This is a genomic window from Psychrobacter sp. CR212, from assembly GCF_059693765.1.
This window is the reverse complement of record NZ_JCATIF010000005.1, coordinates 199,036-212,437: the sequence shown is the minus strand read 5'-3', so window position 1 is coordinate 212,437 and position 13,402 is coordinate 199,036. Positions and strand designations below refer to the sequence as shown.

The 13,402-nt window shown below is 45.8% G+C and carries 11 protein-coding genes; 7 read left to right on the top strand and 4 right to left on the bottom strand.

Going from position 1 to position 13,402, the window contains the following annotated elements; translation table 11 throughout:
- Positions 1-46 precede the first annotated feature (46 nt).
- The 3 genes from AC58CZ_RS10800 (at position 47) to AC58CZ_RS10790 (ending at position 3,580) form a co-directional block, all read left to right on the top strand.
- A complete protein-coding gene (locus AC58CZ_RS10800) occupies positions 47-1,741 on the top strand; it encodes a long-chain-fatty-acid--CoA ligase (protein ID WP_494224733.1) in 1,695 nt (564 codons plus the stop codon).
- Positions 1,742-1,906: 165 nt separating this feature from the next.
- The gene (locus tag AC58CZ_RS10795; protein ID WP_423726092.1) at positions 1,907-2,386 is read left to right on the top strand and encodes an acyl-CoA thioesterase; all 480 of its coding nucleotides are present in this window, start codon (positions 1,907-1,909) and stop codon (positions 2,384-2,386) included.
- A 198-nt stretch (positions 2,387-2,584) separates the two neighbouring features.
- Positions 2,585-3,580, top strand: coding sequence for a porin family protein (locus tag AC58CZ_RS10790; RefSeq protein ID WP_430284406.1), 996 nt, complete (start codon positions 2,585-2,587; stop codon positions 3,578-3,580).
- A gap of 145 nt (positions 3,581-3,725) precedes the next feature.
- Here AC58CZ_RS10790 and AC58CZ_RS10785 read toward each other — a convergent pair whose 3' ends face one another.
- A complete protein-coding gene (locus tag AC58CZ_RS10785; protein WP_494224732.1) occupies positions 3,726-4,640 on the bottom strand; it encodes a LysR substrate-binding domain-containing protein in 915 nt (304 codons plus the stop codon).
- A gap of 410 nt (positions 4,641-5,050) precedes the next feature.
- Here AC58CZ_RS10785 and AC58CZ_RS10780 point away from each other — a divergent pair, with 410 nt between their 5' ends.
- On the top strand, positions 5,051-7,444 hold the full coding sequence (locus AC58CZ_RS10780; RefSeq protein WP_494224731.1) for a FepA family TonB-dependent siderophore receptor: 2,394 nt from the start codon (positions 5,051-5,053) through the stop codon (positions 7,442-7,444).
- Between the two features lie 3 nt (positions 7,445-7,447).
- On the opposite strand, the gene AC58CZ_RS10775 is transcribed toward AC58CZ_RS10780, so the two are convergent.
- The 3 genes from AC58CZ_RS10775 to AC58CZ_RS10765 all read right to left on the bottom strand — a co-directional run bounded on the left by AC58CZ_RS10775 (position 7,448) and on the right by AC58CZ_RS10765 (position 10,004).
- A complete protein-coding gene (locus AC58CZ_RS10775) occupies positions 7,448-8,479 on the bottom strand; it encodes an alpha/beta hydrolase-fold protein (protein ID WP_494224730.1) in 1,032 nt (343 codons plus the stop codon).
- Positions 8,480-8,481: 2 nt separating this feature from the next.
- The gene (locus AC58CZ_RS10770) at positions 8,482-8,751 is read right to left on the bottom strand and encodes an IS630 transposase-related protein (RefSeq protein WP_497413150.1); all 270 of its coding nucleotides are present in this window, start codon (positions 8,749-8,751) and stop codon (positions 8,482-8,484) included.
- Between the two features lie 257 nt (positions 8,752-9,008).
- Entirely contained in the window at positions 9,009-10,004 is a 996-nt protein-coding gene (locus AC58CZ_RS10765) for a phosphatase PAP2 family protein (protein WP_494224728.1), read from the bottom strand.
- A 386-nt stretch (positions 10,005-10,390) separates the two neighbouring features.
- Between AC58CZ_RS10765 and AC58CZ_RS10760 the strand changes: the two genes are divergently transcribed.
- The 3 genes from AC58CZ_RS10760 (at position 10,391) to AC58CZ_RS10750 (ending at position 13,255) form a co-directional block, all read left to right on the top strand.
- The gene (locus AC58CZ_RS10760) at positions 10,391-10,843 is read left to right on the top strand and encodes a DoxX family membrane protein (protein WP_494224727.1); all 453 of its coding nucleotides are present in this window, start codon (positions 10,391-10,393) and stop codon (positions 10,841-10,843) included.
- Positions 10,844-10,979: 136 nt separating this feature from the next.
- Complete coding sequence (locus tag AC58CZ_RS10755) at positions 10,980-11,804, top strand: DODA-type extradiol aromatic ring-opening family dioxygenase (RefSeq protein ID WP_494224726.1); 825 nt, start codon at positions 10,980-10,982, stop codon at positions 11,802-11,804.
- 323 nt (positions 11,805-12,127) lie between these two features.
- Positions 12,128-13,255, top strand: a complete 1,128-nt coding sequence (locus tag AC58CZ_RS10750; protein WP_494224725.1) for a M14-type cytosolic carboxypeptidase — start codon at positions 12,128-12,130, stop codon at positions 13,253-13,255.
- Positions 13,256-13,402: the final 147 nt, after the last annotated feature.

Sequence of the window (13,402 nt, the reverse complement as noted above, 5' to 3'; positions counted from 1 at the left end):
CCACATTACTGATTATCAAGGACAGTTTATTATCAAGGATGACACTATGACAACCATACTCAATCAACATGACAACTACCATCAGGCCGAAGACGCGTATGGGTTTCCGTTAATTATTAAGCAGCTACTCAACCGTGCCAAAGTCGCTTCTACCAACCAAACCATTAGCTATGCGGACAAAGTGACTTATAGCTATGCTGAGTTTTTTAAGCGTATCAATCGCTTGGCCAATGTCTTAAAAAACATGGGTTTGCAGGCAGGTAATGTGGTCGCGGTCATGGATTGGGACAGTCATCGTTACCTTGAGGCATACTTTGCCGTGCCGATGTCGGGCATGATTTTACAAACCGTCAATGTGCGCTTGTCAGAAGACAAAGTGCTATACACCGTCAATCATGCTGCGCCAAAAGCGCTACTATTAAATGCTGAGTTTGAGCCGATGATCAAAAACTACCGTGACGATGCGCCGTCTATTGAGCATGTGATCTGGGCAGATGATGCAGAGAATGATAAAGCATATGCAGGTAGTGAGAAAGCTGAGCTGCCTGACTATGTTGACGGTGAATATGAGGCGCTATTAGCAGCTGCTAGTGACGAGTTTGATTTTCCAGATTTTGATGAAAACACCATTGCGACCACCTTTTATACCAGTGGGACGACAGGCGATCCAAAAGGAGTTTTCTTTACCCATCGACAGATTGTACTACAGACGATGGCAAGCACTTTGGCATCAGCGCTCAATGCTGAAGGTCAAGGCGCTCGCTACGACGATGTCTACATGCCGATGACGCCTTTGTTCCACGTTCATGCATGGTGCTGGCCATATGGCGCCACCATGATAGGGCTAAACCAAGTGTATCCGGGACGCTATCTGGCTCCAAAGCTTGTCGATTTGATCGAGGAGCACAAGGTTACGTTGTCACATGGTGTCCCTGCGATATTACAAATGCTCCTCAAAGAAATGGCAGAACGCGGTCGTAAATTTGAGAATCTCAAACTACTGCTAGGGGGCTCAAAGCTCAACGAGGGCTTAGCTAAAGCCGCTATCGAGTGCGGTATTGAGTTTATGTCAGGGTTTGGGATGTCAGAGTCCTGTCCTGTGCTGTCTCGAGCGGTATTCGATGACAAAACCGAGTCAATGACTCTAGAGGACAATCTCAATTATCGTTGTCTGTCAGGTTCGCCCATCATGCTGGTATCAATGGAAATCTGGGACGAAAATGGTCAACCTCAACCGATGGATGGTGAGTCGACAGGCGAGCTTGTGATACGAGCGCCGTGGCTAACTCAAAGCTATTTTAAAAATCCCGATGCAGGCAATGCGCTATGGAAAGGCGGCTGGATGCATACGCAAGACATTGCCTGCATAAGCGCCGATGGTACGCTGAGCATCACCGATAGACTAAAAGACGTTATCAAGTCTGGTGGCGAATGGGTGTCCTCGCTCGAGGTTGAGACGATTCTATCCTTTCACCCAAGCGTTGCTGATATCGCGGTAATTGGTGTCCCAGATACGCGCTGGGGCGAGCGCCCTCTTGCATTGGTCGTGCTAAAACCAGACTATGCCGATACAACGTCGACAGATATTTTGGCATTGGGTCATCAAGCGGTTGAGAGAGGTCATTTGCCAAAATATGGCGTGCCAAGTGAAGTGAGGTTCTTATCAGAGATGCCAAAAACCAGCGTCGGTAAACTCGATAAAAAACGCATGCGCTCGATGTATTCAGAAAACCTTATCTAGCCAAATAGACCTGTCACCATCACAGCGAGTTTACTAACAGAAAAGACGTATATAAACCCTAGTATCTGCATAAATGCTAGGGATGGGGGAGGTGTGTGTCATGAGTACCCTGAGTCACACGCATCATCTATATAACAAAACCTGCCTAATAAAAAGAGACAAGCTATGGAAGCGGTTCCTACATTTCCAGAAATACAAGAGGCTGTCACTAGCGATGACAGTCATCCATTACACGACTTTACGGTTATCTACCCTCAGCAAGTGGAATGGGGTGATATGGATACCTTTGGTCATGTCAACAATGTGGTCTATTACGAATACTCTCAAAATGCTCGTATCTACTACAACAGGCGACTTGGTTTATTTAATGAAAAAACGTTTTCGGTGATGGCAGCCTCGTCATGTCGATACCTTACTCCAGTTGCTTATCCTGATACGTTGTGGATCGGCGTCAAGGTCAAAAAAATCGGAAACTCAAGTCTGGTGCACGAATATACCTATTATAGTACCGCACTAAAAAAAGTCGTTGCGATCGGTGAGTCGGTTTTGGTCTATCTCGATAAATTGAGCGGACAAAAAAAACCGATCGATGTATCGCAAAAAGAAGCCATTGCAGCATTAGAGAGTATCGACCAAGAAGCATAACACCCAATAGAACATCAATTCGTTACTGACTCTTTGATGAGACAGCAGGTAATAGGTAGGAGGCAATTTATAAAAAACGCATTCATGGTTATGAAGTAAAGAGCGCGTAATCGCCATTGGCATTGATAAGGATATCAACATATAACAGGGAAGAGAGGAATGATGCTTTATACAAAAAGGCTATCTATAGGATTGGCTATGGTAGCAACCTGCGCATCTGCGCAAGCGATCGATATTGTGACAACGGGCGATACAACATTGAGTATCGGGGGTTATATCAAAGCAGAAGGGGCATTTAATTCGCCTGATGAGGGAGATTCAGAATTTAAAGGAAACTTACGCCAGTCACGTATTAATGTGAAGACGACCAAGTCTGTGGAGGATAAAAAGCTCACAGGTTTTATTGAAGGCGATTTTTATGGGGATTATGCCAAGGGCGGATCCAACCTGCGCTTGCGCCATGCTTATGTGCAAGTGGATGATCTGACAGTGGGTAAAACGTGGAACGGTCAATTTTTAGCCGTTGCACCCCTCTCCACCGAGCAGCTTGATTTTTGGGGAACAGGTATCGGCACAGCCTCCGGTGGCGGCTCATACATTCGTCCAGATTTGACGGTGCATTACACTTACAAGGGGCTGCGTTTTACCGCTCAAGACCCTGTGTATGACGATGCCAGCCTGCCTGACATGGTGGTCAGTTACAAAGATAAGATAGCCAATCTCGACTATAATGTCGCTGTCACGGCGCGTGAGGCTGAGAACGGAGAGGACTCGGATGTAGGCGTCGGCGTGTCTTTAGCAGGCAAGCTGGCTTTGGGAGAGCATTCGCTTCATGGTAGTGTGTTCAATGGTAAAGGCATGGGTGCTTATTCTGCCATATGTGTGGGCGGGCCGCTTATTATGAATGGCGGTGCCGATTGTGACGCTGAAGATGGCAAACTGATCTCTCAGACAGGTTATAGTGTTGGTTATAAGCATCAGTTCTCTCAAAAACTGCGTGGCAACTTGCGTTATGGTGAGGTCAATGTCGATGACGCGGCAAATACCTCTGCCAATGTCAAAAGCGCCAATCTTATCTATGAGTATCTGCCAGATTTGGATTTGGGAATTGAGTGGCGAGAGCAAAGTGCGACGACCTTTCCATGGATGCCAGCAGGTCAGCAAATAGAAGTGATGGCCAAATACGAGTTTTGAGAGTGATGAATTGAGAGGGGTGCTATTTTTAATGATATTTATAATATAGCTCACGATAGACTTGTCATGCTACCAAGCGCATTAAACAACACCCTAGACATTTATCAATGCATGGGGTGTTTTGGTAAGGGTCGCTAATAGTTATCTACAAGTGTTGTATCGATTCATCCCAATAGGGCGGTGAACCGTAATATCCTTCGATAAAATCAATAAAACACCTAATTTTGTGTGGCAACAGCTTTCGATGGGCGTACACCGCATACAACCCCAATGTCTCGGGTTCGTAATCAGGTAACACCATCATAAGCTTCCCTTTACTCAGTGCTTCGCTTGCAATAAACGTGGGCTGTAATGCTATTCCAGCGCCAGCCACTGCCGCATTGACAAGCAAATCTCCGTTATTACTGCTCAGCTCTGAGTTTGGCTGATTGGTGGTATCTAGCCACTGATAAATATCTTCTTTGCCGTATTTTTCCATATAACTGTAATGCAAATACCGATGGTTTTTTAGGTCTTCAGGTTTGCTAGGCACGCCATATTTGTCTAGATAGGCAGGGGAAGCACACAAGATGACGCGGACAGGCGCAATTTGCTTGGCAATCAGTGACGAGCTTTTGAGCTGACCGATGCGCAGCGCCACATCAAATCCTTCTTCAACGATATCTACTTTGCGGTCGTTCAGCTGCAAATCGACATTGACCGAAGGATAACGTGTCTGAAAATCCGTGACCAATTTTGCCATATGTTTTAGTGCAAAGGACACAGGCGCGCTTATTCTCAATGTGCCTTTTGGGTTCTGCTGAAACCCACCTAATTTGGACTCCATATCATCGATACTGAGTAACACTTGCTGTGCATGCTCGAAATAGTGAGTACCTGCTTCCGTCAGACTGACTTTACGGGTCGTGCGGTTCAGTAAGCGTATATCCAGTCGCTCTTCTAGCTTTGACACATATTTGCTCACCAACTGCGGCGACAGTTGCATGGCTGTAGCGGCATTGCTAAAACTGCCCTCAATCACCACTGATACAAACGCCCGCATCGCATCAATTCTATCCATTATTCAGGTTTTCCTTCCAGCGGTTATCAATATTCTCTCGTCAGTCATCTTACGCTGTTGCTTCACCGATAGTAAAGTCGTGCGTTCTATTGACTTTGGATGGCAGCGTTGATTTTTCATCTAAATTGTTTCTAGTTAATATAAATGATAATAATTTTCATTATTGTTTGTATTATTTTTATAATGTTGCTAAAGTGTGCATGCTTTATTACTAAGTAGCGAACCATATTTTACTATCGCTGCTTTTGAGATGTGATCTATATCAATACATTCGCCATTGGGCTTATATCAATTGAAATAAAGGCAGCTCGTCTTAGCTTTTTGACAAGCGTAGTCAATGCGCTGTAAAAGCCTTTTTTTGGTAACGCTGACGATATTGATAAAACCAAGTACTTTCAGGATTGTGATTTATGCCGATACTATCAACACCTTCTAATGATAAAAATCATTTTCGTTCACAAAAGCTGCCACGCTTAGCAACCAGTCAAGCCCTATTAAGCATTGCCATTGCCTCTATCCTTAGCACGACTGCTGTTGCTGCTGAGAATGACGTGACACAAACTACCGATGAGCAAAGTCTTGATGAGCAAGGTCTTGATGAGCAAGGTCTCGATCAAAAAAGCCTTGATAAACAAGCAGCGCTACCCAGTACCACGCTAGATACCATTGTCGTACGTGCCGCTAGGGATGAGTTGGTACAAGCGCCGGGTCTATCAGTGATTGGTGAAGAGGCGATTGAGAAGGCTTCATTGTCTAATGATATCTCAGAGATCGTGCGCAAAATGCCGGGTGTGAACCTGTCAGGGTCGTCCACTTCGGGTCAACGTGGCAATCAGCGTCAAATCGATCTGCGCGGTATGGGGCCAAACAACACGCTTATTCTGATCGATGGTCGTCCAGTGACGTCACGTAACGCGGTGCGTCCGGGTCGTGGCAGCGAGCAAGATACGCGCGGCGACTCACAATGGGTACCACCAAGCGCCATTGATCGCATCGAAGTGTTGCGTGGTCCAGCTGCCGCTCGTTATGGCTCAGGTAGTATGGGCGGGGTCGTCAATATCATCACCAAATCACCTGACAAAGAAGAGTTTTCTGTCACAGGGCATTACGAGATGCCAGAGAGCGATCTTGAGGGCAAAGACTGGCGCACCAATATCAATATGGCAGGCCCATTGAGTGATAAGCTTTCCTTTCGTACCACGCTTGGCTATCACGAGAGCGAAGGGGACGATCCTTATATCAATGCCGACGATGCTCAGGTTGTCGATGGTCGCGGCGGTCCCTCCGCTTCGGTGGCAGCAGGGCGTGAAGGGGTAGAAAATATAGATGCTCGCCAGCTGTTTGAATACGCGATGGATGCGATGAATACCGTTGGGTTTGAGGTGAATTATAGCAATCAAAGTAACCGCTGGGCGGGCGACTCACAGTTTCAGACCGTCAATGATGACTTAGTCAATGCGCTGGCAGGTCAGGAGACCAATAAGATGGAGCGTTATGGTGCGGCATTGACCCACCGCGGTGACTATGAGAATACCAGTAGCAATAGCTATCTAGAATATACGCGCACGATTAATGAGCGTCTGAATGAAGGCAACGCTGGTCGTTACGAAGGTGAAATCTCGCAACCTGAAGGAGAGGCTGAGTATAATTGGACAAAAGCGACCTATGACACACTAAATGCAAAATCTGAATGGGACGTCTACTTTGACCGTCATACCGTGACGGCAGGTGCGGAATTCCGCGGTGAGCAATTGGATAATCCGCTGGTGTCGACCTTGACGTTTGATGAGGGTTTTGATTTTGGCGAGACCGTGGCTGATCCATCCAAGCGTGATGCAAAGACAGAGTCATATCTGGTTGGTGCGTATTTAGAAGACAATTACCAAATCACCCCTGACTGGTATATCACTCCTGGTTTGCGTTTTGATTATCATGATCAGGCAGGTAGTAATTGGTCACCCAGCCTTAATACCACTTGGAATTTTAGCCCTGATTGGTCGGTAAAAGCAGGAGCCAGTCGCGCGTTCAAAGCGCCGTCACTCTATCAGCTGGATCCGAACTATATCTATTACACGCGTAGTAATGGCTGCCCAGCCAGCGTACCTACTGATCAACGGGGCTGTTATGTCTTGGGCAATCCTGAGCTGGATCATGAGACCTCTTGGAATAAGGAGCTGACCTTTACCTATAAGGATGAGACTGGCCTGAACGCTGGCTTGACTTACTATCGCAACGACTACGACAATCGTATCGGCGCTGGAGTAGAGCGTGTGGGTGTGGTTGGCGTGGTCGCTGACGGTATCGCCGCCGATCGTTCTGTGTTTCAATGGGAAAACCAGGGAGAGGCAATCATCGAAGGTCTGGAAGGGTTTGTCAAAGTGCCAGTCACAGATACGGTCACTTGGTCGACTAATATGACGGGCAATATCCGCTCAGAGCGTAAAGACAACGGTGAGCCATTGTCCTTGATTCCAAAATATACCATGAACTCCAATGTCGATTGGGACATCACCCCGCGCTGGAATACAAACCTTGGTGTCAGCTACTACGGCCCCATCGAAGCCCCTGAAATATCTGTCACGACTGGCGACGCTCTAAGCACACCCAAGCTTGATCGTAAACCCTATGCGATCGCCAACGTGAGCACCCGTTATGATCTGACAGACGATATCACTATTGGCGCTGGGGTCAAAAACTTATTTGATACGGGTGTTTATCGTGAGGGTACCGCTACGAATGCTGGTGCACGTACTTTTAATGAGCCTGGCCGTACTTATGTGTTTGATGTGAGTGTTGATTTTTAATGGTTAAAAACGCTTTAGGCTCTCTAATAAAGAGGTGGTAAATACCTCACCATGTGATTGATCATAAAACTGATAACGACAATGCTTGTCAAAGTGATCACAAACTTCTTTAGCGAACTCTTTTTTATTCAGCACAGTAGGCGTGATGTCAGGCATCGCGCTTTGCTTTGAGGCGCGACTAAAAGTGAGCTGTAATGGGCTGCTTGTAGCGAGCTGCGCAGGCTGCGCTTTAGCAAGGTCCCGATACGAGCGCCAATAGGTCAGTATCTCTCCGTCGTTCCACCATAACGAAGGGTCTGCACTAAAATACTGCTGGTAAGAGTCTGGATGCTCAAATAAGCTATATAAGACAAACAGACCACCATAAGAGTGCCCCCAGATGGCCTCTTGCTCTGGTATATCGCCCAACTGACCATATACCCACGGCTTTATTTGTTTTTCAATCAACTCATAAAAGTGTGCTGCACCGCCATTTAATCGCTCTCTACCTTTTTCTTGAAAAGCCTTTGCAGGGCGCGCGTATAGAGGCGGCGTATAGTCATACGCTCTGGCCGTCACATCAAAACGATAAGGCGTCTGGTAGCCTATAAAGACCAAGGCGGGGGCGGTGTTTGGCGTCTCAGATTTGGCTAGTAATCGCAGCGTATCCTTGTCTACATCATCAATAGCTGCATTGCCATCCAGCATATACAGCACCTTACTGGGCGTTTTTACAGAGCCAGAGTCTGTTGTAGAGTCTGTAGAGAGTGGCTGCTCGGGGATCGCTAACCATACTTGATAATAGCGAGCGACTGCATAGGCTTGCAGCGATTTTGACTGAGTATCGGTTTCGTTTGCAGAGAGTATTTTTGCTGCAGGTGCCCTAAAGGTATGAGATACGAAGCGATACCCAGTATCTGTAGCAGTCAATAAGCTCATATCTACCATTTTGGTCAAGTCAGGCTTAGCGGCGCTTGGTGACATCATTACTCCTACCAAAGTTACTGCTACCAAGATAACTCTTGTCATGGCAAATATTGCCTGAAGTTTTGGCATATCTATCTTTTCTTGATGCCTGTTGGACTGCAATTAAAACGCTGGGCTCGCTCATCATGATAATCGTCAGGGTGGTCTTTGACATCTTGAGCTAAGGCTTCATCCTCTATTTTGTCGGGAGTGATGTCTCGAGTGGTTTTACTATGAAGACGCTTTTTCCACTTCTGTATGGTCGTTGGACTAATATCATAGAAAACAGCAGCTTCGGCAAAGGTCATACCCTCATTTAAGCTTTTAAGAACTTGTTTGCGGTAATCTAGGGAGTAAGTCATAGTTGTTTGGGGAGGTCTAGCTAAAGATGCACTAGAAGCTATGGGTGCTCCTTATCTGGCTGTTTCTGGCTTCTTGGCTGGTAACCAGCCGTTTCATCGTTCAAGAGTGAATCAGTTCCGAATTTTATCAATTTCTGAGTTTTCTGATCGAAATATTAAAAAGTTGAAATGATCCCTTTGAGAGGGAAAGTGTGTATACACATCCTATCATAAGGTTAACTTTATGAAGCGATAACTTGTAAACTCAAATTAGAACTCTACCCAAACAGTGGAAACTGATACATATTGGCATAAATCAGTGTGGCGACAAACACCATGATGACGCCCAGCCATACCAGTGAGATTTGTCCTTTTGACCATGACATGCGCCAATTAATCTTGCCCTTTGCGGTCAGCCACTCCGTCACACTGATCGCAATGATCAGCCACAGTGACCCCACCAAAAACCCGCCCAGCACATCACTCAGATAGTGCTCGTTTAACACAATTCTACTCAGTCCAATCAGCACACACAGCAAAACAGCCAGTGAGAGCAGCCGGACTTGATGAACAAAGCGACTGCTAAAACGAATCGCCATATAACCCAAAAAGCCATAGAGCGCGATGCTGACCGTCGCATGACCACTTGGGAATGAGTAGGTATGCTCATGCAACAAAATATCGACAGGGCGTGCGCGCTGAAACACCATTTTGTTCACAAAGGTAAAGGCTGTGCTGCCGATGGTTGAGACCAGTAGCCCGATAATGACGTAAGGCTGGCGCGCCACCATACATAAAATGGCAGTCAGTACGATAATCAGACAAGTGACGGGCGTAGAGCCCAAACTGGTGATCAACACAAAGATATCTATGATCCCAGACTCGCGCAGTACGCTCATATGCTGCGATACAAACAAATCAGTGGTCACGATAGAGTCGGCCTGCACCACATCCTCAACCAAGCCTGCAAACACTGCCAAAATATATACATTGAGCAGCGTTAAAACCGTGAGTATCAACCCAGAAAAATGACCACGGGCAAAGCGCTTGGTGATAAAGCCAAACAACACAGGGTATTTGTGCTGTAAACGTGTGATCAAGGGTAGGCGGGCGATATGTCTACGCAGCCACAGCTCCCCGCGTGAGATCAGACTGAGCGCGGGCTTGCCATAATGAATCAATACATATTGCAGCACCCACAAGAAAACAACGATGAACAATAGCGCCATCGCCAAACTGAATAACTGCTGGTTTTCTTGTATAAATGCGATCATGAACAGAGAAGCCCTAGTGTCGTGCGTCATAAAAATGGGACAGATGGAGGTGGCTTGGCAACGCGCCAAATAGTAAATGCCGAATACTAGATACCAAATACTAAATCAAAAGCGGCTGCTACTGTAGCAGACCTATTGATGGTTGCTGTCTGCTTTTGTTTACGGTGTGTCAATACAGAAAAACCCCATTGATGAGATGAATGACCAGACTCTTTTCTTCAGACCGTTACTAGGTTTGATAGTCTTGGTGTCCAACCAATTAACAACACTACGTTGATAATTATTCAATATAAATTGGCTTACTCTTCCATAACGATGATAGTAAAGTATGTTTATACCAATATCTAAACACTTTATCTTACTACTACGTTATGGAGTACTCATCAATGCAATCCTCATTATTAAATAGAGTTTTAACATCGAAAGCTGGCACTGCTGCCTTAATCCTTCGTGTACCTGTGGGCCTAATTTTGATGGCACATGGCGCGCAAAAGCTATTTGGCTGGTTTGGCGGCAATGGGCTGGCAGGTACGGCAGGCTGGTTGAGCAGTATAGGGTTGGAGCCCGGCTACCTGATGGCTATCTTAGCAGGCGGTGCTGAGTTTTTTGGTGGTCTTGCGTTAGTATTAGGATTATTAACGAGACCTGCAGCATTGATCGCCGCTTTTACGATGTTAGTTGCTATTTTTTCTGTCCATATCGGTAGTGGCTTATTCATTGCCAATGGCGGCTACGAATATGCATTGACCTTGATGGTAGCGCTGCTGGCACTGATGGTACAAGGTGGCGGTGCGATAAGTATGGACAAGGTATTATCAAAAAATCTAGGGCGAGCTTAAGCGGATTGTGTAATAGTTACCTTTAATGGCTATCAGTAACGCTAAAAAAGTGTCACCTTCAAGATCGTCATGACTTACATTAACCGCTTCATATCAACCAATAAAACCATCTTATAAAAGTGACAAGGAGAAAGTGATGAGCATATACGCATCTAACGAGGTAGTAAGCCTGCCTGTATTCTTTATACCGCATGGCGCAGGACCTTGTTTTTTTATGGATTGGCAACCTGCGGATACATGGGACGGTATGGCAAGTTTTTTAGCGAGCATTACCACTCGATTACCTGAGCGACCAAAGGCTATTTTAATCATTAGCGGCCATTGGCAGACGCCTGAATTTCGTATCACCTCTGGCGCAAAACCTGATCTGATTTACGATTATTATGGCTTTCCTGAGCATACTTATGATTTGACTTACCCGGCATCAGGTGCGCCAGTGCTGGCCGAACGGGTCAGTAAAATGCTAACTGAGGCAGGTATAGCGAATATGCAAGATGCGTCACGCGGTTTTGATCACGGCGTCTTTATACCGTTAAAGGTAATGTTCCCTGAGGCAGATATTCCTGTAGTACAGATGTCACTACGTAATGATCTCGACCCAGAAGCGCATCTGGCAGCAGGTCAAGCCTTGCAATCATTACGCCAAGAGGGGGTGTTGATTATTGGTAGCGGTATGAGTTTTCATAATATGCGCGGCTATGGTGATGCAAAATTTACCGCACCGTCAGAGCGCTTTGACGACTGGCTGACCGATATTGTTGCAGCGGATTGGGAGACGCGATGGTCAGCACTAGCTAACTGGTCAAAAGCCCCTTATGCAACAGCCTCACATCCATTAGGCGCAGAGGAGCATTTGCTACCGCTGATGGTGGCAGCAGGTGCAGCAGGCAATGATAAGGGGGATAAAATTTACTCTGAGCAAGTGCTAAAAACGCAGCTATCTGCTTTTCAGTTTGGATAAAGTCCAAGTAGAGAACGCCATTCAGCTGAACACTTGAAAAAGAGGGCGTGATGACCAATAAAATAATACGCTACTGTATAGTGAAACCATTATAAAAATGGTATAGCAAGATTAAACGCTATTTTTCGCAGCCTCTGGAGACGCAGTCACAGCAAGCAAGAAAAGTAGCGTTTAATCGAGCGCGTTTCCTATGCTGTATCAATTTTATTGAGGTTCTACTATATTAGATTGGCCCATATCTAGCATAAAACAGACTATCATATGTCTTTATGCCTCAATTGAGCTTATCAAATCCACTCATCACAACCCATCAAGGAGCGATCATGCGTATCACTGCCAATTTTGACGCAGGTAATATTGACGTACTTAATATAGAAGATAAAAATAATATTCAGCTCGCCATTCGTCCAGACGTTGGCGAAGAATTTTTTCAATGGTTTAACTTCCGTCTCTCTGGCGAGGTTGGAGAGAAGTACGTTCTCAATATTATGAATGCAGGGGAGGCTTCCTATCTCGAAGGGTGGGAGAATTATCAAGCAGTCGCTTCCTACGATCGTCAGCATTGGTTTCGTTTGCCTACTTCTTATCAAGATGGCAAATTAACCATCGTGGCAGAGCTGGCGTGCGAGACCATTCAAATTGCTTATTTTGCCCCTTATAGCTATGAGCGTCATCAAGATTTATTAGCCGCTGTACAGACACATCCGCTAGTGACATTAGAGCATTTAGGCAACACGCTGGATAAGCGTGACCTTACTTTGGTCAAAATTGGTGATGGCGATACTAATAAACGCAATATTTGGATCACTGCGCGTCAGCATCCAGGTGAAACGATGGCCGAATGGCTGGTCGAAGGTTTGCTCTATAGCTTGTTAGATAGTGATAATGCAACGGGTAGACAATTATTAGAAAAAGCCAATTTCTATATCGTGCCCAATATGAATCCTGATGGCAGTGTACGCGGGCATCTACGTACGAACGCCGCAGGTACGAACCTAAACCGTGAGTGGGCGAGTCCAAGCTTGGACAAAAGCCCTGAAGTGTTTCATGTAATCAAGAAGATGGAAGAGACGGGCGTTGATCTGTTTTATGATGTGCATGGCGATGAAGCATTGCCTTATGCGTTTCTTGCTGGCTCTCAAGGAACCCCGAGTTATAACGAGCGCCTCGCACATCTACGCGATCGGTTCTCAGACGTATTGAAATTAGCCAGTGCTGACTTTCAGACCGAGGTCGGCTATGAGATTGATGCGCCAGGTGAGGCGAACATGACACTGGCAACCCATTGGGTCGCTGAGCGTTTTGATTGTCTTGCCAATACCTTAGAGATGCCATTTAAAGACAACGATAATCTACCTGATACAGAGATGGGCTGGTCACCAGAGCGTTCTATTCAGTTAGGGGAAGCATCGCTTATCGCCATGCTAGCCGTCGTTGATGATTTACGTTAATTGACGCTAACTGAAGATTTAGATAGACAGTCGTTGTTCAAACGCTAGTAAGTACTCACTTACTAGCGTTTTTTATTTATCAGATATTTATGTGTATAGTTATGATTTTCCTATAGTAAACAATTATATAAAGCGTTCGCCACTTTT

Bases quoted from the DNA above. Each gene is read 5' to 3' on its own strand.
- AC58CZ_RS10800 (WP_494224733.1), top strand. From the start codon at position 47: ATGACAACCATACTCAATCAACATGACAACTACCATCAGGCCGAAGAC.
- AC58CZ_RS10790 (WP_430284406.1), top strand. From the start codon at position 2,585: ATGGTAGCAACCTGCGCATCTGCGCAAGCGATCGATATTGTGACAACG.
- AC58CZ_RS10780 (WP_494224731.1), top strand. From the start codon at position 5,051: ATGCCGATACTATCAACACCTTCTAATGATAAAAATCATTTTCGTTCA.
- AC58CZ_RS10775 (WP_494224730.1), bottom strand. From the start codon at position 8,479: ATGCCAAAACTTCAGGCAATATTTGCCATGACAAGAGTTATCTTGGTA.
- AC58CZ_RS10750 (WP_494224725.1), top strand. From the start codon at position 12,128: ATGCGTATCACTGCCAATTTTGACGCAGGTAATATTGACGTACTTAAT.
- AC58CZ_RS10795 (WP_423726092.1), top strand. From the start codon at position 1,907: ATGGAAGCGGTTCCTACATTTCCAGAAATACAAGAGGCTGTCACTAGC.
- AC58CZ_RS10770 (WP_497413150.1), bottom strand. From the start codon at position 8,751: ATGACTTACTCCCTAGATTACCGCAAACAAGTTCTTAAAAGCTTAAAT.
- AC58CZ_RS10760 (WP_494224727.1), top strand. From the start codon at position 10,391: ATGCAATCCTCATTATTAAATAGAGTTTTAACATCGAAAGCTGGCACT.
- AC58CZ_RS10755 (WP_494224726.1), top strand. From the start codon at position 10,980: ATGAGCATATACGCATCTAACGAGGTAGTAAGCCTGCCTGTATTCTTT.
- AC58CZ_RS10765 (WP_494224728.1), bottom strand. From the start codon at position 10,004: ATGATCGCATTTATACAAGAAAACCAGCAGTTATTCAGTTTGGCGATG.
- AC58CZ_RS10785 (WP_494224732.1), bottom strand. From the start codon at position 4,640: ATGGATAGAATTGATGCGATGCGGGCGTTTGTATCAGTGGTGATTGAG.